At 41.6% G+C, this 26,509-nt stretch carries 26 protein-coding genes; 15 read left to right on the top strand and 11 right to left on the bottom strand.

The genetic code is table 11. The features are described 5' to 3' along the window. Window positions 1-55 precede the first annotated feature (55 nt). The 4 genes from OSCIL6407_RS0126125 to grxC all read left to right on the top strand — a co-directional run bounded on the left by OSCIL6407_RS0126125 (window position 56) and on the right by grxC (window position 5,663). Complete coding sequence (locus OSCIL6407_RS0126125; RefSeq protein WP_007354608.1) at window positions 56-748, top strand: PspA/IM30 family protein; 693 nt, start codon at window positions 56-58, stop codon at window positions 746-748. A gap of 899 nt (window positions 749-1,647) precedes the next feature. Then, window positions 1,648-2,418 (top strand): PspA/IM30 family protein, encoded by a 771-nt coding sequence (locus OSCIL6407_RS0126140; protein ID WP_007353315.1) that lies wholly within the window; start codon window positions 1,648-1,650, stop codon window positions 2,416-2,418. 172 nt (window positions 2,419-2,590) lie between these two features. Continuing rightward, a complete protein-coding gene (locus tag OSCIL6407_RS0126145; protein ID WP_234708696.1) occupies window positions 2,591-4,666 on the top strand; it encodes a ShlB/FhaC/HecB family hemolysin secretion/activation protein in 2,076 nt (691 codons plus the stop codon). A 682-nt stretch (window positions 4,667-5,348) separates the two neighbouring features. Then, the gene (grxC, locus tag OSCIL6407_RS0126155; protein ID WP_007353318.1) at window positions 5,349-5,663 is read left to right on the top strand and encodes a glutaredoxin 3; all 315 of its coding nucleotides are present in this window, start codon (window positions 5,349-5,351) and stop codon (window positions 5,661-5,663) included. 79 nt (window positions 5,664-5,742) lie between these two features. Here the strand turns inward: grxC and menD are convergent, their stop codons facing one another. Together menD and OSCIL6407_RS0126165 are read right to left on the bottom strand one after the other, a co-directional pair. Next, window positions 5,743-7,512, bottom strand: coding sequence for a 2-succinyl-5-enolpyruvyl-6-hydroxy-3-cyclohexene-1-carboxylic-acid synthase (gene menD / locus OSCIL6407_RS0126160; RefSeq protein WP_007353319.1), 1,770 nt, complete (start codon window positions 7,510-7,512; stop codon window positions 5,743-5,745). Window positions 7,513-7,813: 301 nt separating this feature from the next. Next, entirely contained in the window at window positions 7,814-9,256 is a 1,443-nt protein-coding gene (locus OSCIL6407_RS0126165; RefSeq protein WP_007353320.1) for an isochorismate synthase, read from the bottom strand. A 364-nt stretch (window positions 9,257-9,620) separates the two neighbouring features. Here OSCIL6407_RS0126165 and menA point away from each other — a divergent pair, with 364 nt between their 5' ends. The 6 genes from menA (at window position 9,621) to OSCIL6407_RS0126195 (ending at window position 14,576) form a co-directional block, all read left to right on the top strand. Then, the gene (gene menA, locus OSCIL6407_RS0126170) at window positions 9,621-10,526 is read left to right on the top strand and encodes a 2-carboxy-1,4-naphthoquinone phytyltransferase (RefSeq protein ID WP_007353321.1); all 906 of its coding nucleotides are present in this window, start codon (window positions 9,621-9,623) and stop codon (window positions 10,524-10,526) included. Window positions 10,527-10,652: 126 nt separating this feature from the next. After that, window positions 10,653-10,898, top strand: coding sequence for a hypothetical protein (locus tag OSCIL6407_RS0126175; protein ID WP_007353322.1), 246 nt, complete (start codon window positions 10,653-10,655; stop codon window positions 10,896-10,898). Continuing rightward, window positions 10,895-11,317, top strand: coding sequence for a retropepsin-like aspartic protease (locus tag OSCIL6407_RS0126180; protein ID WP_019487867.1), 423 nt, complete (start codon window positions 10,895-10,897; stop codon window positions 11,315-11,317). Before OSCIL6407_RS0126175 ends, OSCIL6407_RS0126180 begins: the two co-directional genes overlap by 4 nt. 33 nt (window positions 11,318-11,350) lie before the next feature. Beyond that, window positions 11,351-12,166, top strand: coding sequence for a 2-succinyl-6-hydroxy-2,4-cyclohexadiene-1-carboxylate synthase (gene menH / locus OSCIL6407_RS0126185; RefSeq protein WP_019487868.1), 816 nt, complete (start codon window positions 11,351-11,353; stop codon window positions 12,164-12,166). Continuing rightward, window positions 12,166-13,185, top strand: coding sequence for an o-succinylbenzoate synthase (locus OSCIL6407_RS0126190; RefSeq protein ID WP_007353325.1), 1,020 nt, complete (start codon window positions 12,166-12,168; stop codon window positions 13,183-13,185). Before menH ends, OSCIL6407_RS0126190 begins: the two co-directional genes overlap by 1 nt. Next, window positions 13,170-14,576 (top strand): 2-succinylbenzoate--CoA ligase, encoded by a 1,407-nt coding sequence (locus OSCIL6407_RS0126195; protein ID WP_007353326.1) that lies wholly within the window; start codon window positions 13,170-13,172, stop codon window positions 14,574-14,576. Before OSCIL6407_RS0126190 ends, OSCIL6407_RS0126195 begins: the two co-directional genes overlap by 16 nt. A 37-nt stretch (window positions 14,577-14,613) precedes the next feature. Here OSCIL6407_RS0126195 and OSCIL6407_RS0126200 read toward each other — a convergent pair whose 3' ends face one another. From OSCIL6407_RS0126200 to OSCIL6407_RS0126225, 6 genes are all read right to left on the bottom strand, one after another. Continuing rightward, the gene (locus OSCIL6407_RS0126200; protein WP_007353327.1) at window positions 14,614-15,294 is read right to left on the bottom strand and encodes a Uma2 family endonuclease; all 681 of its coding nucleotides are present in this window, start codon (window positions 15,292-15,294) and stop codon (window positions 14,614-14,616) included. A 56-nt stretch (window positions 15,295-15,350) separates the two neighbouring features. Beyond that, window positions 15,351-16,289: a putative 2-dehydropantoate 2-reductase gene (locus OSCIL6407_RS0126205; RefSeq protein ID WP_007353328.1), complete on the bottom strand. Its 939-nt coding sequence runs from the start codon at window positions 16,287-16,289 to the stop codon at window positions 15,351-15,353. A 134-nt stretch (window positions 16,290-16,423) separates the two neighbouring features. Then, window positions 16,424-16,831, bottom strand: coding sequence for an acyl-CoA thioesterase (locus OSCIL6407_RS0126210; RefSeq protein ID WP_007353329.1), 408 nt, complete (start codon window positions 16,829-16,831; stop codon window positions 16,424-16,426). Window positions 16,832-16,856: 25 nt separating this feature from the next. Then, window positions 16,857-17,468, bottom strand: a complete 612-nt coding sequence (locus OSCIL6407_RS0126215; protein WP_007353330.1) for a peptidoglycan-binding domain-containing protein — start codon at window positions 17,466-17,468, stop codon at window positions 16,857-16,859. Between the two features lie 157 nt (window positions 17,469-17,625). Then, a complete protein-coding gene (locus OSCIL6407_RS0126220; RefSeq protein ID WP_007353331.1) occupies window positions 17,626-18,072 on the bottom strand; it encodes a tellurite resistance TerB family protein in 447 nt (148 codons plus the stop codon). A 32-nt stretch (window positions 18,073-18,104) separates the two neighbouring features. Beyond that, complete coding sequence (locus OSCIL6407_RS0126225) at window positions 18,105-19,460, bottom strand: ATP-binding protein (protein WP_007353332.1); 1,356 nt, start codon at window positions 19,458-19,460, stop codon at window positions 18,105-18,107. Between the two features lie 125 nt (window positions 19,461-19,585). Between OSCIL6407_RS0126225 and OSCIL6407_RS0126230 the strand changes: the two genes are divergently transcribed. After that, window positions 19,586-19,918 (top strand): TMEM14 family protein, encoded by a 333-nt coding sequence (locus OSCIL6407_RS0126230; protein ID WP_007353333.1) that lies wholly within the window; start codon window positions 19,586-19,588, stop codon window positions 19,916-19,918. Between the two features lie 93 nt (window positions 19,919-20,011). On the opposite strand, the gene OSCIL6407_RS0126235 is transcribed toward OSCIL6407_RS0126230, so the two are convergent. After that, window positions 20,012-20,896 (bottom strand): M48 family metallopeptidase, encoded by an 885-nt coding sequence (locus OSCIL6407_RS0126235; RefSeq protein WP_051045185.1) that lies wholly within the window; start codon window positions 20,894-20,896, stop codon window positions 20,012-20,014. 351 nt (window positions 20,897-21,247) lie between these two features. Between OSCIL6407_RS0126235 and OSCIL6407_RS0126240 the strand changes: the two genes are divergently transcribed. Then, on the top strand, window positions 21,248-21,769 hold the full coding sequence (locus tag OSCIL6407_RS0126240; protein WP_007353335.1) for a DUF4330 domain-containing protein: 522 nt from the start codon (window positions 21,248-21,250) through the stop codon (window positions 21,767-21,769). 42 nt (window positions 21,770-21,811) lie between these two features. Here the strand turns inward: OSCIL6407_RS0126240 and OSCIL6407_RS0126245 are convergent, their stop codons facing one another. Beyond that, window positions 21,812-22,723, bottom strand: a complete 912-nt coding sequence (locus OSCIL6407_RS0126245; protein ID WP_007353336.1) for an alpha/beta fold hydrolase — start codon at window positions 22,721-22,723, stop codon at window positions 21,812-21,814. Between the two features lie 345 nt (window positions 22,724-23,068). Beyond that, window positions 23,069-23,203, bottom strand: a complete 135-nt coding sequence (locus OSCIL6407_RS37935) for a hypothetical protein (RefSeq protein WP_267879560.1) — start codon at window positions 23,201-23,203, stop codon at window positions 23,069-23,071. 87 nt (window positions 23,204-23,290) lie between these two features. On the opposite strand from OSCIL6407_RS37935, the gene OSCIL6407_RS0126250 reads away from it, so the two are divergent. The 3 genes from OSCIL6407_RS0126250 (at window position 23,291) to OSCIL6407_RS0126260 (ending at window position 26,469) form a co-directional block, all read left to right on the top strand. Continuing rightward, entirely contained in the window at window positions 23,291-23,929 is a 639-nt protein-coding gene (locus OSCIL6407_RS0126250) for a hypothetical protein (protein WP_007353339.1), read from the top strand. A gap of 439 nt (window positions 23,930-24,368) precedes the next feature. After that, window positions 24,369-25,355: an arsenosugar biosynthesis radical SAM (seleno)protein ArsS gene (gene arsS, locus OSCIL6407_RS0126255; protein WP_007353341.1), complete on the top strand. Its 987-nt coding sequence runs from the start codon at window positions 24,369-24,371 to the stop codon at window positions 25,353-25,355. A 397-nt stretch (window positions 25,356-25,752) separates the two neighbouring features. Continuing rightward, entirely contained in the window at window positions 25,753-26,469 is a 717-nt protein-coding gene (locus OSCIL6407_RS0126260) for a TVP38/TMEM64 family protein (RefSeq protein ID WP_007353342.1), read from the top strand. The last annotated feature ends 40 nt before the right edge of the window (window positions 26,470-26,509 follow it).

Raw genomic sequence — 26,509 nt, forward strand, 5'->3', positions numbered from 1 at the left:
CCGCTCCCCCGCCCCTCAGTCCTCAAGTTTAAAATTTAAAATTCGGAGAATTCGTATGGGATTATTTGACCGCATCTGGCGAGTGATTCGCGCCAATATTAATAGTTTGGTTGGCGCGGCGGAAGATCCAGAAAAGATTCTGGAACAGAGCGTGATGGATATGCAGGAGGATCTGGTGCAGCTTAGACAGGCAGTAGCACAGGCGATCGCTACTCAAAAGCGTAGTGAGCGACAATGCGCCCAATCTGAGTCTGCTGCTTCAGAATGGTATCAGCGAGCCCAGTTAGCGCTGCAAAAAGGAGAGGAAAATTTGGCGCGGGAAGCTCTAACGCGGCGGAAATCTTACCAAGAGACGGCATCAGCGCTTAAGGCGCAGCTAGAACAGCAGAGCAGCCTGGTGACTAAACTCAAGGATAATATGCGGGTCTTGGAGGGGAAAATTTCGGAGGCAAGAACTAAAAAAGATATGTACATTGCCCGTGCGCGATCGGCTAAGGCCTCTGAGAAGTTGAATGAGATGATGGGAAATCTGAACACAGGGAGTGCTTTAGGCGCTTTTGAGCGGATGGAGGAGAAAGTGATGCAACTGGAAGCTCGCTCAGAGGCGATCGCAGAACTTGGAACTAGCGATTTAGAAAAGAAATTTCTCTCCTTAGAGGGAGCGAACGATGTTGATGCTGAGCTGGAAGCGATGAAAGCGCAAATGATCCCTGGCGGCACTTCACCTAGATTGCCTTCTGGCGAGTGATGTATAGCTAGGGGCTAGGGGCTAGGGGCTAGGGGCTAGGGGCTAGGGGCTAGGGAAGAAGGAAGAAGGAAGAAGGAAGAAGGAAGAAGGGAAGAAGGGAAGAAGGGAGCGGCGTTAGGGATAGTTTTGCAGAACTTACCCTCACGGTAAGGACGCTCTTGCTTGCGGAGGCATAATCGCTTAGGGGGTGGGGTGATAGTGAACGTGCTACTATATCTGTTAGGATTGGGGGTAGTTATGTATGAATCTTTAATAAAGGACTGAAATAAACTTGGTCAGTAACCCACCCCTAAAGGGGATGGGCTTGCAAGACGAAAGTCAAAACAAGCCATACTGACCAGCCTAAGACTTTCGAGGTCTACGTTTTTTGAGTCAAGACACCAGGCGGATGCGTAGCTAGTCCTCTGCCCTGTCGTTTGCAGTTAAACAGTTTTAAGGTCACTGAAACAGTGCTGCAAGCTGAACAAGCTCTCAAAACATTGGCGAAGCTAACTTTACCCCGCAAGGGAGGCTCGAAAGAGCAAATCATTATGCGTACAGGGTTGTGAGGTTTGAGATGGTAATTGTCCCATCGAAAGTACATCACTTTCATCACACCGAACTAAACAGCCCCAAGGCGGTAATGGAAAAAACGATTCACGGCGGAAGACAGCCGCAAAAATTCCTCCCACCCCTAAAGGGGATGGGTTTCCATTTTGGAAAGGTTTATGAATTAGCTTCAAGGAGCTTTGCTGCAAGTCTCAGAAAGATCGCTTTAAACTGAATTTATGCGCTTGGGAAAGTTGCTTGAGACCAATCTCATTTAAAAATTGGATCGCCAGAATTTCGCGCTCGCAGGCTGATGCCTAGAGCTTCCTTCCCACCTACCTCGTAAACCCCAATAAAGGAAAAATAGCGTTATGGGATTATTTGATCGCATTAGCCGAGTTGTGAGAGCCAATCTCAACGATATGGTCAATAAGGCTGAAGACCCAGAAAAGATTTTAGAACAGTCCATCATTGATATGCAGGAAGACTTGGTGCAGTTGCGCCAAGCTGTTGCTAGCGCGATCGCTACTCAAAAACGCACCCAGACACAGTACGCTCAGGCTGAATCTCAAGCCAACCAGTGGCAATCGCGAGCTCAGCTAGCTCTCCAAAAAGGAGATGAAAATTTGGCCCGCGAAGCGCTAGTTCGCAAGAAGTCTTACGCGGAAACGGCGGCGACGCTGAAGGCTAGCTTGGATCAGCAAACTGGTCAGATGGAAAGTCTCAAGCGCAACTTGGTCGCTCTGGAAAGCAAGATTTCCGAAGCTAAAACTAAGAAGGATATGCTTAAGGCGCGGATCTCTGCTGCTAAGGCTCAGGAGCAATTAAATAGCACGATCGGCTCCCTGAATACAAGCAGCTCTATGGGTGCTTTCGAGCGGATGGAAGAAAAAGTCTTGCAGATGGAAGCTCGTGCAGGTGCATCGGCGGAGTTGGCTGCTGGCTCTGGTTTGGAACAAGAGTTTCTGAAGTTGGAAGCTGGCGGTGGCGTTGACGATGATTTGGCGGCTCTGAAGGCGCAGATGAATTTGGCTCCAGCGACAACTGGTTCTCTCCCTGCGGCGGGTCAAACTTCTGGCACGTCGAATTCCGTTGTCGATCCTGAACTGGAAGAGTTGCGATCGCAGCTCAATAAAATCTAGTCTCTATCTACCGAAGGCAGGAGGTAAGAGGCAGGAGGCAGAAGGCAGGAGGCAGTTATCACACCTTTGTTATTTTGTCAACAATACTGAGATGTAAGTAATTGTCACAATATCCTTAGAAATTAATACAAAGATGCTAAACTCCAAGGGCAAGGTGCTTCTCAGAGTTTAAATGCCTCCTGTCACATCACCTGCTATGCCCCGGAAACTTTTCATCGGCTTTTTAAGGATAAATTTTACAGTCGCACTGCTTTGTAACTGCTCAGTTACAGCATTTTATCCTCAGCCATTAAGAGCTCAAACTGCTGAAAGCAACCTCACATTATCGGAAGTATCATCACAAAGTCCACTTCTTCCCAGTCCTACCCTTGTTAAGGGGAGAATGCTCGATCGAGGGGGTGAGATTTCGTACTCAACTGAGTTGAAAGCTGCTTTAATTCCATCAAGTCCGGCTGTTTCTCAATTTGCCAAGAGCTGGGGGAAGCAATCTCAAAGCCTGATGATGGCGGTTCCAGAAGACGAGCGATCGCGAATATTATCCTCAATTCCGCTGGTAATTCCACCTAAAAACATTGCCAATAGGCTAGATATCAGCTCAAATGAAGGCTTAGACAACTCACAAGTATCTCAGCTTCCCAATCCTGGGATACCTACTCCGCCGCCACAGCCAGAATTACCAATACCATCGCCTTTACCTCCTCCAGAAGAACTCCTCCAGCCTTCAACGCCAGCTCCCGGCGATCGTGAAGAAATCCCCAATGTTCCAGGGACGGTGACAGTCGAGCGGTTTGAAGTAGTTGGTAGCACTGTCTTCAGTAAAGAAGAATTAGACAAGTTACTAGCAGATTTTACGGGTCGCCCGATCTCTTTTGCCGAACTGCTGCAAGCTCGTTCGGCTGTAACGCAACTTTACATCAGCAAAGGCTACATCACTTCCGGCGCACTGATTCCGCCTCAAAGTATGACGGGGGGTGTGGTCAAGATTCAGGCGATCGAAGGTAGGTTAGAAAGTATTAGTGTGGCAGGGAATCAGCGGCTTAATCCTGAGTATGTACGGAGTCGATTGGCGATCGCTACTCAAGCTCCTCTGAATCAAAACCAGCTATTAGAAGCTCTGCAACTGCTGCAACTCAACCCCCTCATCCAAAATATCTCCGCTGAGCTGCAAGCAGGATCGCGCCCCGGTTTAAACTTGCTGGAAGTGCGGATTAAAGAAGCAAAAACTTTGAACTCACGCATTTTTGCTGATAATGGGCGCTCTCCCAGCGTGGGGACTTTCCGACGGGGGGCAGAAATTGGCTCAGGTAATGTATCGGGTAGGGGCGATCGCGCCAGTTTGACTTATACAAACACAGATGGCAGTAATAGTGTGGAGCTTAACTACACGCTACCTGTGAATCCACGTAATGGCACTGTCAGTTTTCAGCTCAGTAGGAGCAAGAGCAATATTATTGAGCCGCCCTTTGACGAACTGGACATTGAAGCCAAAAGCCGTGACTACGAATTAACCTACCGCCAGCCAATAGTCCAAACTCCTAACCAAGAAATTGCCTTGGGGATCAGTGCTGCTCGGCGAGAAAGCGATACCTTTTTGTTGGGCGTAGAATATCCTTTGTCACCCGGATCTGACGATCGCGGCAGAACTCGCATTTTTGCAGTTAGAGCCTTTCAGGAATACACCCAGAGGGGAGCCAGACAAGTTTTTGCGGCGCGATCGCAATTCAGTCTCGGAATCGGAGCCTTTGATGCTAGTGTCAACAATTCCGAACCTGACGGTCAATTTCTGGCCTGGCGGGGTCAAGCACAGTATTTGCGCTTGCTAGCACCAGATACGCTGTTGTTATTGCGATCGGATGTGCAATTAGCTGCTGGGGAACTCGTACCCTTGGAGCAAATTGGTTTGGGAGGCTTAGACACTGTGCGGGGTTATCGTCAAGATTTATTGCTGACGGATAATGGAGTTTTTGCTTCCGCTGAGGTCAGGTATCCAATTTATCGCACCGGCGATAAAAAAGGGATTTTGCAGCTAACGCCGTTTATTGACTTTGGTAGAGCTTGGAATAGCGGTTCTAAAGGAGAACCTGACCCGAATACTTTGGTATCTGCGGGGTTAGGTTTGCGGTGGCAATATGGCGATCGCTTTACAGCTCGCTTTGAGTGGGGAATTCCTTTGATTGAAGTCAAATCTAGTGACAGAACCCTGCAAGAAAGAGGGCTGTATTTTTCTATAGAGTTTAAACCTTTTTAGAAGGAAGAAGGGAGAGGGAAGAAAAATCGGCTTTACTATTGGCGGAATGACGATCTTCCGCTATATATGTGGATAACGAGTCCGAACTAGAGTTCTTTTCTGGTTACATCACCTAATTAAACCAATAGGTTTTTTAAGAAAATCATGTCTAAAGTGCAGTCGCTATTTCTCAGCTCTTTTGCATCAGGGTTTGCTCTTTGCTCAGTCATTTTCGCCATATTTACGATGACATCAGGGTTATCCTTTATGAGTTTTTTTCGGTTTCTATTAGCTTTGTTGTTTTTGGGAATCAATTTATTGTTTGCAGTACATTACTATACGGCAATGTCAAAAGAGTTAAATTTTAGGAATAGAAATAAAGCCAGAATTCAAAAATAAACTCTGCCAATTCTAACTCGCTTTGTACGAGTTCATACTGTTCTTGAATAAACCGTATAAATTGCAGAGATCCCATAGTTCAAGCAAACTAGGCTCTTAATAATTGATTTAGGATTGCTATAATAAGCAGGTGGACATAAATAAACGTAAACGTAAGGTGGGCGCAAGCCGAAAGCATATTAGCTACTCGCGATCAGATTTTTGTGGCTTGCGCCCACCCTACAAGTTATATATGCGTTTAATTATGTCCGACTACTTAGCTTTAAGCTCAATTCTTAAATCCACGTTTACCAGGGTAATAAAAATGCTTGATTTCCTCAATCCTATTTTAGGCCGCCATCCAGAACGCATTAAAGCCAATGTGGAAATTTATACTTGGCAAACTTGTCCTTACTGCATGAGGGCAAAATTATTGCTGTGGTGGAAAGGCGTAAACTATACTGAATACAAAATTGACGGCGACGAAGCAGCTAGAAATCAAATGGCTGAACGTGCAAATGGACGGCGTAGCGTACCGCAAGTTTTCATTAATAATGAGCACGTTGGTGGTTGTGATGACATCTATAAATTAGATGGAAATGCACAGTTAGATCCGTTGTTAAGTCAGCCATCTGCTTAGTATAGGGACTGCTTTGAAAACTCTTAAAATTGCTAGGTGAAGAGACCAAAAATCCCCATATTCAGGAGATTTTTGGTCTCTATGAATAGGAAAATTTGCTCAGATTATCTTTACGCCATTGAGCATCTTCCCGTCGGTTTGTTTGTAATTCTAAGGCGCGAATACCGCTGCTAGGTAGTGGGTTTAAACGTTGTTTTAACTGTTCCCAAGAATTAATAATCTCATGTTCAACCCCGTAAGTTGCACATAACTGGGAAAAGTTAATATTTTGGGGAGTAGCAAAAAATTCTTCAAAGGTAGGTTCAAACTTAGCTATAGGCAACATTTCAAAAATGCCACCACCGTTGTTATTAATTAAAATAATTGTTAGATGCCCGACAAATTTATTTTTCAGTAAAAATCCATTTGTATCGTGTAAAAGGGCTAAATCTCCTGTTAACAGCACACTACTTTGATTGCGGTAGGCAATGCCTAAAGCTGTTGATAAAGTGCCATCAATTCCATTAGCTCCTCGATTAAAAAAAGGTTGTATATTTAAGTTATTAGGAACCCAGAAAAATTCTACATCTCTCACTGGCATACTGTTGGCAATAAATATCGGGGTTGCGGTTGGTAAAATTTGGGAAATTAGCCAAGCAGCTTTTGGTTCCACTATATTATTAATAGTATTCATTTTCTGGTCAATAGCTGTTCTGATTTTGGCTTCGGTGTTACACCATAATTGCAGATATTCGTTGGTTGAACTGGACTCGGTAAATTTCCTCTCAAAAAGTATAGAAGCAATAGATTCTACTGATGTTCTTAGGTGGGAAGTTTTACCATGCAGCGGGTCAAAATTGCGATCGCTAGGGTCAATTATCCATCGTCTAGGTTGGGTATCTTCTAACCAAGTTCGGAGGTTTTTACTGATGGGTAATTCGCCTAGTTGAATGACAATATCTGGTGTTAATTTTTCTGCTATTTCTTGGTTTCGTAGAATTAAGTCATAAGTGGAAATTAGATCGGGATTTAATTGAGAGTAATTTCTTAAGGGTGATAGTCCTTCTGCTAAAACTGGCGCTCCTAAAGATTGAGAAATCTGTGCAACTGCATGGCAATATATTTCGGGAAATTGAGGCTGCGCGATGCCAGCAATGACAAGTATTTTATGATATTTTTGATGGAATAAATCAGTCAAAAAATTTTCACTTTTTGGGGATATTTTACTCCCATATTCTTCGTTATTACCAGGCAAAAAATGACAGCTATCAAAGAAATTTTCGGGAGAAAATTTAGCTTGTAATGCTGTGGTTGCTATTTCTGGAATAGGTGCAAGAGGCTCGCGAAAGGGAATATTGAGATGGACTGGGCCGGGAACAGGAAAAAGTGCCTGTTCCCAAGCATGAATTGCTGTTTGCCGCAAATAGTTTAGCATTCCTGTTTCCGCAGATGGCAAGGCTAATTCAGTTTGCCAATTGGGGTAATTGCCATATAATTTAACTTGGTCAATGGCTTGACCTGCATGACATCCACGCATTTCTGGAGGACGATCTGCTGTTAATATTAGTAGAGAAATTTTACTTTCTTTAGCTTCAATTATGGCAGGAAAAAAGTTAGCGCTAGCAGTTCCAGAGGTACAAACAACTGCTACTGGAAAACCAGTTTTTTTTGCTATTCCTAATGCAAAAAATGCTGCTGAACGTTCATCAAGGATGGGGATTGTTTCGACTTTACTATTCTGAGCAAAGGCAATTGTCAATGGTGTAGAACGGGAGCCTGGACAAATGATAGCGGTGGTTAATCCTAGACGTTGCCAAGTCTCTACTAAGATGGAAGACCAAAGGGTATTTGTATTACGAAAATCTATCATTTGGTAGGTGTTAGTTGTTGATTGTTAGTTGTTGGTTGATATAGCAGGAGGCAGGAGGAAAATGCAATACTAGAAATGGTTTGGGGGATGGAGAATGCCCTAACCGTTGTGGCGGTTGCTATAATTGATAAGCTGTTACGTTATTAATATCGGGACTTAAACCCAAACTCTTTCCCGGCAAGAGAAGACGAAATATATGATAAGTTAACATACAAATTCAATGCGTATAATTTTAATTATTAATGGTAACACATAAGTTGTTAGCTTCTGCTTTTTTCCTTCTTCTCTCTTCCTTATTCCTTCAAACTAAAGCATTTAAAAGCGCTTGCAATTTCAGTTTAATTTCTGCTAACTCTTTGTCTGGTTCAGAACCCGAAACAATACCAGCACCAGCATATAGTCTAGCGCGATCGCCGTCTATGAAAGCAGAGCGAATCCCGACAGCAAATTCACCATTTCCTTGATGATCTACCCAACCTAAAGGTGCTGCATAAAGAGAGCGATCGAATGTTTCATAACGGCGAATTTGCTCTAAGGCAATATCTCTAGGTACACCTGCAACTGCGGGTGTAGGATGGAGCTCTGCTAAAATATTCAATAAATGAATTTCTGCGGAAACTTGAGCTTTGATAGGTGTCCATAAATGCTGAATATTGGAAAGTTGTAAGAGGTGTGGTTGGGAAGATGTATGAGGTTTGATGCCGAGGTTAGATAGGCGTTCGATGATAAAATCAATGACGGCGCGATGTTCTCGTAAATCTTTTTCACTGCATAGTAAACCATTAGCTAAGTTTGCATCTTCAGATATAGTTTTACCCCTGGGTGCTGAACCTGCTAAAGCATCTGTTACTAAGTGATGGTTGTGGATGCTAATTAAGCGTTCTGGACTGGCTCCTATAAAATTTTGACCTTTGCCGTTACTGGTGGAAAATATGTAACACCCTGGATAGATAAGGCGTAAATTATCCAAGGAATTAATCAAATTAAACTCGGTTTGTGAAAATACATCTATGGCATGGGAAAGGACGATTTTACTAAAATATTTAGATTTGATTAATTCTAAAACAGATTTTACAGATGTTTCAAATTGCCGGGGATTATTCATGTTTATTTTTTTTAAATAAACTGAGCTGTTGTTAGGAATTATTAATGATTTGTATTTTCCTGAGCTGATTTTGTTGATTTTGCTCCACATTTCGTCAGCCATGAGCTTAATATTTATATCTATATCGATGACTGTGTTGGCAACGAGAATATAGCTATTGTTTTGTCTTGTAATCTGCCAGCGAGGTAAAAATATGGTGGCTGGGGGAAAGTCAAAGCTAGGAGCGATGTTCTCATCGAAAAAAGTAAAACTACAGAAGAAATGTGGCCCGCTAAAGGGAATATGTGTAGTACCAATGGCAACTGTAATATCGAGGCATGACTGAATAAAATCTTGAGCGAGGGAAAATCGCTGAGATCCTTCCAGTGTTAAATAAATAGCAGAATCAATGGCTGCGATCGCGAATCCGCTGCTGATATCTGGTGCCCCTGAATCTTTTTTTTCAAAGTAAAAATGTCGTCGATCTGGTTCAGCAATTGCTTGAAGGACGGCAAGGGGATCGACGACAGCAATTTCCAGAGAAATACTAACTATTTTTGTCGGGTCTTTTTCAGTTAAAGACTGCTGACAATCTAACAGAAATTGATGCAGTTCCTTGCGGTCTTGAAAAAGATGAGTGCGATGGGGTATCACTGGCATGGAAGCAAAAATAGCAGATTTTTCTGAAGGATCGCGGGTATATTTAGGTACAACTCCCTATCCAATCTAAGCACTGTTCGCGATCGCTAGACACGCCGCGCCACATCTGTATGCCTGTTGACGCTCCCGGCAAAGGGCAAGAGCGGGAGACTAAGAAGCGGGAGACTCCTAGAATCGGAGTGTTCTTCCTCTCACGGACTCCCCTTTAGGGGGTTATGTCTTGAGCGATCGCGGGCTGGGCGATCGGCGAGGATCGCTGTCTAGGTACGCCCCACACGCACTCCCATCCTATACAGAGTACACCTTCGCACCCAATAAAATTGTAAAATTGCTAGGCTCGTAACAATTTAATCAAGTTTGCGTAATGACAACAAAATTAATTGAGCCTAGCAACAGTAAGTTATGGCTAGCGGCAATCAAGCCGCCGATGTACAGCGTGGCGATTATTCCAATTTGGGTGGGAACTGCGATCGCTTTTGCTGAAACTAAAAGGATTAATGCGCCAATTTTTTCTACTTTTCTCATGGCAGCCATTTTAATTTTGGCTTGGCTGAATCTCAGCAATGATGTATTTGATGCAGACACAGGCATTGATAAAAACAAGGCTCATTCTGTTGTTAACTTGACGGGAAATAAAACTTTGATTTTCTGGTTGAGCAATTTATTTTTAGCTCTAGGTGTGTCGGGAATTTTCGCGATCTCCTGGTGGCAACAAGACCCAACGGTGATTTGGCTGGTAATCGTATGCTGCATTTTAGGCTATAGCTATCAAGGGCCACCTTTCCGTTTAGGATATCAGGGCTTAGGGGAAATTATTTGCTTTTTTACTTTTGGCCCTTTGGCTGTAGCCGCAGCTTATTACAGTCAAACTCAAGCTTGGTCGAGAACAAATTTTGCTGCCTCTGTAATTGTGGGAGTTGTTACTAGCATTATCTTATTTTGTTCTCATTTTCACCAAATTGAAGATGATTTAGCGGCTGGGAAAAAATCACCCATTGTCAGGCTGGGGACAAAAACAGGTGCTAATTTATTAGTATGGTTATGCGGTAGTCTGTTTGCTTTGACTATTGCATTTTATGCTCTGGGCTTTTTCCCAATTTGGACGTTATTAATTTTTGGGAGTTTACCATTTGCAATCAAGCTTTGTCGCCATGTCAACGAGTATCACGGTCAACCTGGAAAGGTTAGCAATTCTAAGTTTATAGCAGTAGCTTTGCATTTTATTAGTGGTTTACTGCTGGGATTAGGGTTTGTCTTACCCATCGGATGATATTCAGTTATTATGGAGGTATGACCCGCTTAAATTGAGTAATCGCTTTTTTCAGCAAGCTTTCAATACAGTCTTTGACTGGGTGAGTCATACCCCATTTTGACACATAGAACGGAGCGTTAAAGTATGAATGCTAAAGCAGAAATTAGCCAAATTCTAACTCTCGAAGAAATTATCAGCTTATATCCTGACGAATGGGTACTAATTGTTTCCCCAGAACTGGATGAGGATCTGAATGTGATTCGCGGCGAAGTCTTGATACATTCACCTGAGCGAGATGATGTTTACAGTCAGCTTTCATTAAGAAAGGGCAGACCTGTAGCAATAGAATATACTGGGTCTATACCTGAAGACCTAGCGGTGATGTTGTGACAAAAAGAAGACGTTATCAAAAAACTTATCACTTATTCCCTCACGGGCGGAATTTGCTTAGAGTGCAAGCAACTGTCGGCGCTATAGAAAGCGGTGACTTTGTTCGGCTACGTTTGTTAGTGGATACGGGAGCCAGTTTTACTATCTTGCCGATTCAGGTATTAAAGGATTTAGGTTATGATATTCATAATCCTTTACGCAGGCAAGAAATATTTACAGGTCAAGGAAGAATCTATGCTCCTGTTGTTAGGACATCTTGGTTCAACTGTGTAGGGCAACTAATAGAGAATTTTGAAATAATTGCCCATGATATACCATCACCTCTCCGTTTAGATGGTCTTCTTGGCATGGATTTTCTCTGCCCTTTTCGAGCAGTAATCTCCGTTAGCAGTGCGGAAATTCGCTATCAGCGCAGGTAACTCAATTTACTAATTCGTACATCCGACTTTAAAATGATAATAAAAATTGGAAATTATCAATTTCACTATTTTTTAAAGGGCAGCAATTATCAACCGATAATCTTATTTTTACACGGATTTATGGGCAACAATCAGGACTTTGACGCAGCAATTTCCCTATTATACCAAAATTTCTATTGTCTAGCAGTTGATCTTCCCGGACACGGAAAAACCAGAGTTATTGGTGGTGAAGATTGCTATACAATGCCTAAGACAGCCCAAGCCTTGATAACATTACTAGACAATCTAGAAATTGATAAATGTTTGTTATTTGGCTATTCAATGGGTGGGCGATTGGCACTATACATGAGCCTTTATTTTCCCTCCCGTTTTGATAAGGTGATATTGGAGTCAGCATCTCCCGGATTGAGGCAGAAATCGGAGCGCGAACAACGTTTGCAAGCTGATTTACACCTAGTACAAAAATTGAAAACAAGCGACTTCAAAGACTTTTTATTAAACTGGTATAATCAGCCTTTATTCAAATCTTTAAAAGTTCGCCAAGATTTTGAACAATTAATAGAACGCAAGCTAGATAATAATCCAATCGAGTTAGCCAAATCCCTCCGTAATATGGGAACCGGCAATCAGCCGTCTCTATGGGAGGAACTTGAAAAAAATAAAAAACCTATGCTGTTGCTAACGGGAGAATATGATGATAAATTTATAGCTATCAATACAGAGATGGCAAGTTTATGCCCGAAGGCTAAGTTAGAAGTTATACCCAAGACTGGTCATAATATTCACTTAGAAAACCCGAATAAATTTGTCACAATTCTGATGAAATTTTATTGCTCAGCAGAAAGTTGATGTTATACCAATTTGATTTTCGCATCTATCAACGTAAGTTCAATCGACCTTTACAAACCAATCACGGCGATTGGAATATTCGAGAAGGAATTATCATTCGTCTGACTGGAGAAACTGGTAAATTTAGTTTAGGTGAAATTGCTCCCATTAATTGGTTGGGTTCCGAAAGTTTCGAGCAAGCTATAGATTTTTGTCGCCAGTTACCAGCAAGAATTAAAGAGGAGATTATTTTATCGATTCCCACTGAATTACCCGCCTGCCAATTTGGTTTTGAGTCTGCTTGGGAAAATATTGAGCAACCAAGACAAAATACAGCTCCCCCTTACCCACAATTGGCAAAAGATGGCGATCAAATCCAAAATCAATACAGTGGTTTATTGCCATCTGGGAAAGCAGCTTTACAGGTATGGCAAACACTATGGAATCAAGGATATCGCACGTTTAAATGGAAAATAGGAGTTGGTCAAATTCAAGAAGAACTTCAAGTTTTTGAACAATTAATTTCTGCTATTGTTCAGATGGAAACTCTAGTATTTTTGCGCTTAGATGCCAATCAGGGACTAACCTATAAAGACGCTTGCCAATGGTTAGAAATCTGCGATTCTATAACTGCTAATGAGCAAGCGAACATAAATATTGAATTTATAGAACAACCATTACCTGTAAATCAATTCGATCTCATGTTACACTTATCCAGTAGCTATTCTACTCCCATTGCTTTAGATGAATCGGTTGTTACCATTAATCAGATGCAAGAATGTTATCAGCAAGGTTGGCGGGGAATTTTTGTAATTAAACCTTGCATAGCTGGTTCCCCTTCACAATTGCGACAATTTTGCCAAAGCCATGATATTGATGCTGTTTTTTCATCAGTCTTTGAAACTAAGATTGGAAGAGAAAAAGCACTGAGTTTAGCCTTTGAACTTTCCCATCATAATAGAGCATTAGGTTTTGGTGTCAACCACTGGTTTGATGAAGAGGAAGAAAGCTGGTTAGAGCATTTATGGCACAACATTTAATTCCCGATATTTTAGAAAATTTATCGCGTTTACCTAATAACTGGCTTATTGGTTACGACAGTGGCGAAGTTGCCAGGATTGCAGAGCAAAAGTTCCATAATTTAACACAATTAGATAATATTAACATCCCCCCGATAATTTTACTGGCGGAGCGAGAACCCGTGCAATTTATCGCCAGTTTTATTGCCGCTTGTGCGGCGGGAAGTCAGATTTTTCTCTGCAATCCTAACTGGGTAAAACAGGAGTGGGAGCAAGTTTTTAATTTAGTTAATCCTGACATAATTTGGGGACAAGACGCAGAATATCTAAAAAGTAATTACCAATTACCAATTACCAATTACCAATTACCAATTACCAATTACCAATTAATAATGATTCCTACTGGAGGTTCGTCAGGAAAAATTAAATTTGCTATCCATACCTGGGAAACTTTGGTGGCATCGGTAGAAGGATTTAAACAATATTTCCAATTATCCGCCATTAATTCATTTTGCGTATTGCCGCTATATCACGTCAGTGGATTAATGCAATTTATGCGCTCGTTTACTAGCGGCGGTAAACTGGTAATCGTACCATTTAAAGCACTTGAATCTAATGATAAAGGTGAGATAAACCCCGCAGATTTTTTCATTTCTCTAGTGCCAACTCAACTACAATGCTTGCTAGAAAATCCAGATATAGCTAGTTGGTTATCTCGCTTTCCTACTGTCCTTTTAGGTGGTGCTCCAGCTTGGAATTCACTATTAGAAGAAGCTAGAAAATACCGCATTCGATTAGCTCCAACTTATGGTATGACAGAAACGGCTTCCCAAATTGCGACACTCAAACCAGAATATTTCCTGGCGGGAAATAACAGCTATGGTCAGATTTTGCCCCATGCGAAGGTGAATATTGTTAGTGGGAGTCACGAAGTATTAGCTGATAATCAAATAGGAAATATTACTATTAATGCTGATTCCTTAACGTTAGGTTATTATCCTAAAATATTTGGAAATAGAGATAATTTTCACACAGATGATCTGGGATATTTAGATGAATATGGTTATTTAAATATTGTAGGACGTAGCAGTGATAAAATTATAACTGGGGGCGAAAATGTATTTCCTGCTGAGATAGAAGCGGCAATTAGAGCTACTGGTTTAGTAACTGATATCTGCGTAATTGGCTTACCAGATAACTATTGGGGTCAAATTGTAACTGTGGTTTATGTTTCTACAAAACCAGAGGTTTCTACTGCATCTTTGCAAATTGCAATCGAGGATAAATTGAGCAAATTTAAGCGGCCTAAATACTGGATGAGTGTCGAAAGTTTGCCGCGCAATTCTCAAGGTAAAGTCAACCGCGAACGGTTACAAGAAATTGCCATAAAATCTTTGAAGGCTAATGATTAGATTGAATTTCACAGGCAAATTTTTAATTTTTTTACTGTTAATCTTCTGGCAATTCGCCAAAGCGTTCCCGATAGCGAGCTAACAAATTCTGGGATTCGATAGCGATTTCTTCTGGCGTGGCAACAAGTTTACCATCTGGTGTTAAAAAGCGCAATTGCGAATTATGAATCCCCAGAAATAACTCAAGCTGTTGACTCCACAACCACCCTTCGGCGTTAGGTTCTAAGGGTTGATATTTTCCATCTACAAAATGGAATCCTGCAAATTCCAAATTGTAAGGATCGAACCAAAAATAATCGATTGTACGGAAATTTTCTGCGTAAATTTGCTTCTTTAAACCTTTATCTGTAGCAGCAGTAGAAGATGAAAGCAATTCTACAATGACATTCGGATACTTCCCGTCTTCTTCCCACACAACCCAACTTTTGCGTGGCTTGCGCTCGGTATTGAGGACAACGAAAAAGTCTGGCCCTCGGAAATCTTGAGATTTATTTTGGTTGGGGCTAAAGTAAACAGTAAGATTTCCAGAAACGTAGAAATCTTGCCTGTCGCGCCATAACCATTCTAGGAGGCGGATCAGTAGGTCAATTTGTTTGCGGTGTAAGTCGCTTTCCAAGGGAGGTTCGTTACTGTCAAGGTCGCCTGGTGGGAATATAATATCATCTTCTTTTTGATTTTGGGTTTCGGACGTAGGGGTTTGGATTTGGGTAAAAGTCATAGTTACTTTAGGAATAGACGATGAATATAGTTTAACGCTATTTCTGAGCTCAATTATTATTTACATTCACGAATATCCAAAAACTTTAACTGTCGATAAAGCATATCAATTAGAGGTAAATTAACACCTAATTCTTCAGCCATTCGCAGTGGATTGCCAAAAATCGCCTCAACTTCTAGCCGTTGTTTTCGATCGTAATCCAGTTTCATGCTAGTCCGATAAGGCTTCATTTTGTCAGTATAATCAAGCATTTTTGCGATAAAATCATCGGGAATAGTGCGATCGCAACTTTTTGCTCCCGCTACAACTTCCCACATCAATTTTTCCACCAAAATCCGCGTATCAGCATTAGCCATCAGTTCATCAGTTCTAGCATCCAGAACTACAGAAAGCCCATTATAAGGAATATTCCAGACAAGTTTCTTCCATCTGGCTAAAAGTAAATCTTCGCTGATTACTATAGGAATGCCAGCGGATTCAAAGTCATTAGCAATCTCACGTAATCTATCACTAATTCCACTTGGTTGATACTGAGCGGAGTATTCACCCATAGTAATTGTACCATAATCTAAGTGGCGAATATGACCTGCGCCCACCTTATTAGAACAAAGAAAGCACAAGCCTCCTATTACCCGTTTATTTCCGACAATTTCTGCTACTTTTGGTTCTATGCCTAGCCCATTTTGCAATACTAAAAAAATACTATTTGGGTTTGTAAAATGTGGTAATAATTCCGGGAGTAAATAATTTTGAGTAGTCTTCAAAGCCACAACTATAACATCACAGTTCGGCATTTGGTCAACATTTTTATAGGCGTGAACTTGTGGCAAAGTAAAGTCACCCTCTGGCGATTTTACCACCAAACCATTTTGCTTGACGTACTCGTAATCACTACGTAGCAGGAAATGGATATCTAAACCTGCTTGCTGTAATCTAGCACCATAGAAGCCGCCTAAAGCACCTGTTCCCAGAATAGCATAACTGCGATTTATCATAGTAAAAAAAGGTGAGCTTAAAAAAGTACGAATAGAAGTTTACTCATCATTTCTCCTTTTTAAGGAGCATTTAGGAATATATCTTACATAATTTTAGTAAGTTGTATAACCCAAAATAATTTAGCATCTAATATCTAAAATTGAGCTAGCCATTGGATTAACTCCTGAGATAAAGGTTGGCGCTTCCGAGTAGTTGCATCGATACAGACGTGCTTAGTAATTGCTTTAGCAGCACATCTATCTGCAACCTCATTAGAAAAAATTTGATAAGTAATTTCAAATTCATCATTTGCAAGCTGTTGAGGGGTTAAATCGATCGCCAATTCATTACCGCAAAACATGGGACGGTAAAAGTCTACGCTGGCATGAACAATTGGAATCGCCACCTTTGGGTTGCTAAAAAATACCTTAAGATTAATGGCGGATGCTGCTAGAGATGCTTCATAAGCTTCGTGGCAAATTGCCAAAACATTCGCAAAGTAAACCACACCAGCAGCATCAGTATCTTGAAAGCGAACTATTCGGAAATAAGTAAAGGGCATTAATGATTAATTGAGATTAAATTTGTTAAATATCCTTCACTTTATCGTTCAGGGCTTTACGAGTGACCGATCCAACAATTCCATCTGCCTCCAGAGAGGAATCTTGCTGAAACTGCTGGACTGCAACTTGAGTTGAATACTCAAATCTGCCATTAATTTTACCTCTGTAATAGCCCAAAGCTGCTAACTGCAATTGCAATTGTTTAACGCAACCATTACTGCTGCCTAACTTTAATAATTTAATGCCAGTTTGCGGTGAGTAGGGTTGAGCTTCACCACTTTCTAGTTTTGCCGAAGTTTCGGAGTCTAAAATACCACTTGATAGGAGATTATTGGCGCATTGAAATTCAGCTAGTGCCTCTTGAGTGATCGTTCCAAAAAATCCTGTAGATTTTACATTCTTTGGGAAGTAACCAAGCTCTTTCAATCGGTTTTGAAGCTCAACTACTGGGAAATCTTTGGTTCGATCGCTTAGTGCTGCGAAGGAAGTATTTACATTTCCCAAAACAGATACTACTGTCAAAACTGACGGGAGACAGAATAGAATCTTGCTAGTGAGTTGAGGACAATTCCATTCTCTTACTTGAGATGGTTGCTCGTAGGCTAGGTATAAGTGAGAGTAGGCGATATTATCCATAAATTTGCCTTTTTTGACTTTTAACTAGATTTTAAATGGGATCGAGAGCTCTATCAATGTATTGAAAATTTGAGATTTGAGACGATTATACTATTTTGGGATGTAACTACATCTCAAATTTTATTAATAGATGTGGCTCTCAAATCTCAAATTAAAATTATCCTTTGTTCTTGATCATCATTACATCTACGATCTTCAGCGCCGTCTCTTCTGAAATCTCTAATGCGCGATAGAGATCGTTCAAAAGTTTTTCTTCTTCTTCCGAAACTTCGCCATCTGCCAAGACAATATCAGTTGTAACAGCAAAAGCTGTTTCCCTGAGATCGTCAGGCAGTATTGCGGTAGCAGCATTAAATAGAACCTCAACACCTTGCCGCTGGAGAATACTCAGAAGGCGATCGATCATTTTTCTCATCACATCATTAGGATAGCTCCGAAAAAGTTGCATTCTTGATAGCGTAGTGCTAATAGCTTGACCTTCGCTATCAGTAATGTAACCATCGGCAGCAACAGCAATAAGTGCGATCGCAGCAAAAGCTTCGGCTGGGCCTAGAGTTACTTCACTTTGTTTGCGGTCGCCCGCTAGTTTATCAAACAAACCCATTGTCAGTTTCTCCTAATTGAGAGTTTGTATTATTACAATGATGGCACTGTCTGCTGATTTTTTCCAATATCTTGCCCAGAAATAGCTAAATCTGCTTGCAGAAAGTTAACAAATTGCCTTGCTGTTCTTCCCGAACGACCGTTGTGCCGGGTTGCCCACTCTTTAGCGCGAGATTCTAAATCTTCAGAACTGAGGTTAATTCCTGCTTGATTTGCTAAATGGCGGACAATCTTTAAGTAGATGTTTTGGTCGGCTGGTTCAAATGTTAAAGTTAAACCAAAACGATCGCTAAAGGAAAGTTTTTCCTGAACTGTATCCCAGGCGTGAACTTCATCACCGTCGCGGGGACGGGGCCTGTCTTCAAAAAATTCTCGAATTAAGTGCCGCCGATTAGAAGTAGCATAAACTACGACATTTAGAGGTCTAGCTGTGACGTTTCCTTCTAAAATTACTTTGAGAGATTTAAAAGCATCGTCATCTTCTTCAAAGGAGAGGTCATCTACAAAGATAATAAACTTTTGAGAAACACCGCGTAACTGCTCGATAATCAATGGCAAATCTTTCAGGTCGGATTTTGCTACTTCAATTAGGCGAAGATGGCGATTGCCAAACTCATTTAAGAGTGCCTTTACTAAGGATGATTTACCAGAGCCTCTGCTACCATAAAGTAAGACGTGCAAAGCAGGATATCCTGCTAGTAAAAATTTGGTATTTTTCAGCAATGCCTCGCGCTGGAACTCGTAACCCACTAACTCCGTCAACTTTACAGGGTCGGGATATGGGATGCTTGATAACTTCCCGGCTCGCCATTGGAAAGCTCGATACTTAGCAAACAATCCGCAGCCAAATTGCCGATAGTTAGCTGCTAGCATTTCTAGGGAATTTGACCAGTTTTCTAGCTTTTCTAATTTACTGCGTAGGGGCAATTCATGGTTTGCTTCTACGTCTTTTTTTTCTGAATGCCAAACAACAGGTGGAGCTGATAGTTGACCGGCGGTTCGTACCCATTTGCTGAGTTGGTCGCCGCTGCATTGATAAAGGCTTTGTAATATTTGTAAATCATGCCGTGCAGCATCAACTAAAGCTGGTGATAAGTTAGCAAAATCTACATTTTGAGCTTGGCGAGAAAAGGGGTTGTCATCTGTGATAATTTGTGCAATCAGATGTTCTTGCCAACTAATATTTTTAGCAGCTTGGACTTCAAACCACTTCCCATAGGCTTGCAGGCACTCAAAACTGTTGTCTCCGCTATGGTGGAGAGCTTGTAGGAGTTCGAGAAAGGCATGACCCACTTCACTTTTGAGAACGGATTGATAGAGCAACAGGGATGCGGCTTGGCGTTGGAGGAAGCGGATCTCTCCGATCGCTTGAAAGTTTAGGGAAGGCATATTGGTAATTGTATAGCAGATTCAGAGGGCAGCTATATTTGTAAATTTTCTAACAACTTGTGCAATTAATTGCAGACCTGGATGTATAAATTTAGATGCAGTTCTGCAATTAGGTAAATTAAACCATGAATTTAGGTATAGCCACCGCGATCGCCTATGGCATTTTAACTTTTGTTGGCGGCATTATTGGATATGCCAAGGCTCAAAGCAAAGCCTCTTTGATTTCTGGGAGTCTTAGCGGCCTGCTGCTGATTTTTAGCGGTATAGTCCAACTTCAGGGACAAAGTTGGGGTTTAATCTTAGCAACAGTTGTAGCTGCTGTGCTGGTAATTGTTTTTATTGCACGGCTAGTTAAAACTCGGAAATTGATGCCAGCGGGCTTAATGATTGCGGGAGGTCTGGTTTCTCTGGCACTGCTAGTTTATCAACTTAGCACAGTTTTAGAGCCAACAGTTTGAGGGTTGATTAATCAATATTACCCCTGTTATTACAGGGGTAAATTGAGAAAGAGTAGAATCCGAATTACCAATTACAAATTACAAATTAGCCTGTTAAGATCCTAAAAACTGACGAATCTTTTGTCTGTATGCCGCATTATTCAAACCTTCCCCGCGATCGGCACGAGCAGGATCTATAGATTGACTCATAGCAGCGATGCGATCGCTAGTTGCTGGGTGAGTGCTCAAAAACGTAGGAGGCGAAGATTTATTCAACAATTTTTTCATAAACTCAATCATGGCAGATTGAGCATAACCAGCCTGTCCCAGCATTCGCAATCCCAATTGATCCGCTTGATATTCCGCCTCTCGACTGTGGGGGCGACGCAAAGCTAATTCTACACCAATCTGTACGGCCAGATTTCGATCGAGTCCAGCAGCAGAAGCCACTCCTTGCGCGATCGCCATTTGACGCATTTGTTTAACCGAATGCCGAGCCACGATATGCCCAATTTCATGAGCTATGACACTTGCTAACTGTGCTTCATTATCCGCCGCCGCCATCAAACCCTTATTCACATAGACAAAGCCGCCCATTGTGGCAAAAGCATTGATATCGTCATCATCAACAATCTGGAAAGTATAAGGGATATTAGCGCGATCGCTCTGTTGAGCCAACAGTTGACCGATTTCATCAACATACCTAGTCGCAGCGCGATCGCGATAAATTTTAACTTCGCTACCCGTTAACTCTTTATTAATCTGTTCGCCAATCGAAACTTCTTGGCGATCGGATAGATTCGATAATTGTATTACCTGAATCCCGCGAAAAATTAGCTCTGGCAAAGATATCGCCTGACCCGGATGAGGCGAAACCAGCCAAATACCTGCAATTATGGAAAGAGACAACAACACATAGACTGTCCGACGGTAAGCACGTCGATAACTCAACCAGAAGCTTTTGAAGGCGATCGAGAAGGGTGAGAAAAATTTAAACATATAATTTAGTAGACCAAAGAACAAAAAGCCCCAACAACTCAGACGTACTTTCAAGCTGATTAGTTGCTATTTTAGCTTTCTATTGAAGAGATGGGCTAGGGGCTAGGGGCTAGGGAAAGGAAAGAAAGAGAAGATAGGGACTAGAGATTAGGGAAATAAGGGAGTTACTGATTAGGAAATAGAACAGGACAAAAAATTTCTTCTTCTCTTGCCCTAGTCCCTAGCCCCTAGTCCCTAGCCCCTTCTTCCCCTAACCACCAAGTGGCGGCGGATTTCTGACGGCAGTCATGGTAATCTCTCTTAGGGCTTCAATGGTAATAGCCCTTGATTTGTCAATTAGGACGCTGATTTATGAAAATTTTGGATTCTCAAGGACGGCTATTCGGCAAACTGAGCATCCTAGACTTGGGTGCTACTCTGATTATTCTCCTAGTTGTCGTTGGTATATTTTTCTTTCCCGGCACTTCTGGTTCTGTTGCTCAAGTTGGTGTAACTACCAAATCCGTACAGGTAGATGTGATTGCTTTAGGTCTTAAGGGGCGCAATCTTCAAGATTTGCTCAAAACAGGAGATAAAGTCAATCTGATTATCCGCAATCAACCCTACGGTCAGGTTGAGATCAAATCTGTTAATCTCTTGACGAGGACGGTAGTTGTCCCTCAACCAAACGGTACTGTAAAAGCTCTACCAGACCCCAGAGAAGAAGAATCCTTTAGCAGAAATATGATGTTTACCTTGGAAGGAAAGGGCCAAATCACTAAAGATGGCCCTGTTCTTGGCAATATCAAAATCAAAATTGGTAATACAGTAGAGCTTGAAGGCCTCAACTACAACTTTAACGCTAGTGTTATCGATGTGCGAGTAGAGAAATGAATAACTGTTAACTGTTAGCCGTTAACTGTTAACAGTTAACCGTTAACTGTTAACTGTTAACAGCGAAAACAAATATCGGCGGATTAAGCCAATAGCGATCGCGGGAAGTTCTAGCTGTGGTGTCAATCCTACATTTTTCAAAGGTTGAAAGGCTCGGATTGCTTCGGGATTTAGATTAGCCAAACGCCGTCCAATTTCTGGGCCAGTAAATTCTGATTTTTCTCCCCAAATAATTGCTGTCGGTGTCTTCAGTTGGGTGATGTACAATGACAAATCAAAACACAAATCACCTTTGACAAAAGAGAGGGCTGCATATTCTGCATTTGGTTCCAATGCCGATTGTAAATAAGCCTCTACTATTTCATCGTAAATGCGGCGCGGCTCGGCAAATTGACGCTGTTCTAAAAAACTTCTAATCCCGCCGGTGGTGGCAATTCCAGTACTGTAAAGCACTCGATCTAGAATGGGGGTGTTTACTAACTGAGCAAAGAAACTACGTCCGTAATCTTCTCCAAAGTCTGACAAACCTGCTGGTGCAGTCAAAATTAAGGATTTGAACAGGTCGGGGCGTGCGATCGCAGCCCGAATTACAAAAGCTGCTGTTAAAGAAGAAGCAACTACAGCAGTTGGACTGCTACAAGTTTGTTCTATAAATTCAATCAAAGTTGTGATATAATCATCAGGTTTGTAGTTCCTTGCCGGATGTTCAGAGCGTCCCCAGCCAATTAAATCGGGTGCTAAAATCCGATATTCTGCTGCAAAAGCTGGATAGACTTTTGACCACTCGTAGGAACTAGAACCTCCTCCAAATCCATGAAAAAAAACCAGAGTTGGTAAATTCTCTAACGATTGTGTATCTGCGGTTATCCAAGGTGTATCGTCAGCAGTGTAGTACACCATTCTGCCGAGAGATGTGACTATTGAGCGTTGACCAAAACCAAGGGGCTGAAACATAAGTTTTAATTTCTAAGAGGGATTTATTATAGTCATAATTTTTATATCTTTACATCATACTATTTGACTAGGCAATTTTTGAATTTGGGACTGCCGACCAAGCTCAACATAGTGATACGTTATATCTGAAAATATCGAGCTAATGTAAAGACAGCTTTACTTTTGTAAAGATTTTATAAATATTTTTTGTCTCTTTTAATCGGTCTACAGGCTGAAACCACAGACAGCCAGGGAGTTTTGACTCTCTAGGAGTGGGCAAATGGCGATCGCGCTACCCTTGCAAACTCTGTCAGATCGGGGATAATTCGTCAATGAGGGGTAAGACCCCTCATTGCAGGAAATTTGTTAGCCGTCAGTACAGGATGCGCGATCGCGCAGCAGGTTTATTACTCCATCTGGAAAAATCATATCAATTTCTTCCGGCTTGGCGATAGAACGACTCGAAAGGGTGTAGTAGAGAGTAACCAGTACGAGTTTCAAGCCCTAATAGGGATTCTGCCATTACTCGGTCTGGCTGCATACCATCTACGACCAAAGAAATAATTAATTAGGGGAGGTCTACTAACAATGCAACTGCTCAAAACAGGGAATCGCGAAGATTTTATGGTTGACAGGCCAGATGTTCAATCTGACGGCTCCGCAGAGTTTGAGACTCTCATTAGCGAAGCCAAATCGCCCGTGCATTGCGGTATTGGAATTAACGACCCAGAAATTTTGATTGCTACTCCAGAAGGGAGTCTGGGAGGGTCAGAGTTTCGTTTACCCGTTACTCCACCTGCTTGCGTCCGCTTAGCTTTAGAAGACTTGAAATGTTTTGAAGTCGTAGAGTCTCAGTTTGAGCATTGCGGAGTGACTTTTGCCAATGCAGTCGCGATCCAACCGTCAAACCCAGCATTTTCAGTTAGTTCTGGGGTGACAGTATTAATGGGAGCGCCTAAAAGTGGGCTTATAGAGGTGACATTCAAGCATCCAGTTCGCTTTGTTTCGGGACTTGTCACCAGTTCGCGGCGAACTGTTCTATCAGCACGCGATCGCGCTGGGAATGTAATTACTGAGGATGAATTACCCGCACCAAATTTAGCTGGCTTTAATTCTCGCATTCCCCCCAACGCTAAGCTAATAGTAAAAGCCCCGAATATTTACCAAGTGACTTTCTACGCTTTTGACGGTCAGCTAATAGTAGATGATTTTAGCTTTGGGTTTTAGACAGTTAATTGTTAACGGTTGACTGTTAACAGTTAACGGTTAACGATTAACTGTTAACTGTTAACAAAAGAGTTGGGTTTCACTTCATTACACCCAACCTCCAGCTATTACTGTTGCCAAATTTGTCAGAATTGGTAGTATTATATCATAATCTGGTCAACTACTTGCCATCTGTCATTGCGTTGGCTTAGCCTGCACGCAGGGCTTGACGTTGTGAAGCATAAGCCCTTCGGGGAGGCTAAGCCAACGCAAGATTTTCAAATTGCTTCGCTTTGCTCGTAATGACAATAAGAATTATACAAAACTTTTGTAAAGCCGCCGCCTCAGCGCTAAAAGACTGCTGAGACGGTGGCTTCACTACACAAGCCTGCGTAATTCCTCGACAAGTATTTAACCAGACAGGATATTAGTTAGAAGATCGCATCAAAAGGATTGACAGATGATTCAAACTGCCCTGACACCTTTCAAAAACAAGCTCGACAAACCCTTAACTAAGAAGCAAATTACTGTCTTACAAATCAATTTGGGCAAACGCTGCAATTTAGCTTGTACCCATTGTCACGTAGAGGCGGGGCCGAAACGAACTGAAGAACTTTCCCCAGAAACTTGTAATCAACTAATAGATTTAATTCGTAGATTTCCCCAAATTAAAACTGTTGACCTCACTGGTGGCGCACCGGAAATGCTTTATGGTTTCAAACCTTTAGCTGAAGCGGCACGTACTGCTGGTAAACAAGTGATTGTCCGTTCTAATCTGACGATTTACTTTGAACAAGGGTTTGAAGATATCCCGGAATATTGCGCCCAAAACCAGATCCGAATTGTGGCTTCGCTTCCCTGCTACCAATCAGCAAATGTTGATAAAATGCGAGGAAATGGTGTTTTTGATAATTCAATTAAAGCCTTGCAAAAGCTGAACCAGTTAGGCTACGGTAAAAACCCAGATTTAATTTTAGATTTGGTGTATAATCCTCAAGTTCCCAGTACAGATAAATTTTCTCTGACACCAGAACAAAATAAGCTTCAGCGCGATTATAAAACCTATTTAGACGAACATTTTGGTATTTGTTTTAATCACTTGTACACAATTACTAACTTGCCAGTGGGAAGGACTAAATTTCATCTGGAACATAAGAAACTGCACAAGCCTTATCTCCATTTTTTAGAAAACAACTTTAATCCGACTACAGTTGAACATTTAATGTGTCGAGATGAACTTTCAATTGACTACCTTGGCAATGTTTACGACTGCGATTTTAATCAAATGGAAAATCTGCCTGCGAAAACTAGCACGGGGGAAATAATAACAGTTGCAAAATTGCTAGAATCTGGTAGTTTAGACTTAATTCAAGAGGTACAGACTGCGGCTTATTGCTATGGTTGCACGGCAGGTTGTGGTTCTAGCTGTGGTGGTTCTCTTGTTTGAAGATAATGGTAATTGGTAATGGGTAATTGGTAATGGCTAATGGCTAATGGCTAATGGCTAATGGCTAATGGCTAATTGCTAATTGTTAATTGTTAATTGGTAATGGCTAATATCATGTCCGGCAAATTACTTACAATCTGTCAGTCAAGCTAAGCGCAGTTGTTCGCTGTGCGAAGCAATCTGAGGTACGAAGCAAGCCCGAAGCAATCGCCTAGTCTCTGCGATTGCTTCGCTTTGCTCGCAATGACAAGTATTTAACCGGACATGATATAATTCAGGACTTATAAACTTAGGCAAAAATCACGTAATGCCGCCCTATGGGTGGTATATTTACTACCTAGAGGGCGGCGTTATGAATTGCTTTCTTCCTGCGAATTTTAAGCGATAAATTTAAAAAATGGATAATCAACCTGATAAAAATCAGCCTTCCTCAAATAAGCTAAAGTTAATTTTCGGAATACTTTCAATTATTGCTCTAATTGTGGGAGCAAAATTTTTTAACCTTCAAGGAATTCTTAAAGATTCCTTAGAGTTAATTGCTAATCTCGGCCCTTGGGGGCCTGTGGCTTTTATCTTGGTTTATATTCTGGCAACAGTGCTATTTATTCCAGGTTCTTTACTGACTCTCGGCGCTGGTGTATTATTCGGAGTAGTGTGGGGTTCAATCTGGGTTTCTATTGCTTCTACTTTAGGGGCAACTTGTGCTTTTATTGTAGGCAGATATTTAACTCGCGATTGGGTTTCTAAGCAGATAGAAAGCAATGAAAAATTCAAGGCAATTGATGAGGCGGTGGCAGTAGAAGGATGGAAAATTGTAGGCTTAACTAGACTTTCGCCGATTTTCCCCTTTAATTTGCTCAATTATGCTTTTGGGGTAACGCAAGTATCACTTAAGGACTATTTTTTTGCTTCTTGGATTGGTATGATGCCGGGAACGATTATGTATGTTTATATTGGTTCTCTAGCTGGGAATTTAGCGGCATTGGGCACTCAGGGGCGATCGCGTACAATTGGTGAGTGGGTGCTTTATGCTGTGGGTTTGGTAGCCGCGATCGCAGTCACGGTTTATATCACTCGCATTGCTAAAAAAGCTTTAGATGAGAGAATTTCCTAAAGTTTGACCTGCAAAGCCACTAAACACGATCGAGGAGACT

This window comes from Kamptonema formosum PCC 6407, from assembly GCF_000332155.1.
In the GTDB taxonomy this organism is placed as follows: Bacteria; Cyanobacteriota; Cyanobacteriia; order Cyanobacteriales; family Microcoleaceae; genus Kamptonema; species Kamptonema formosum.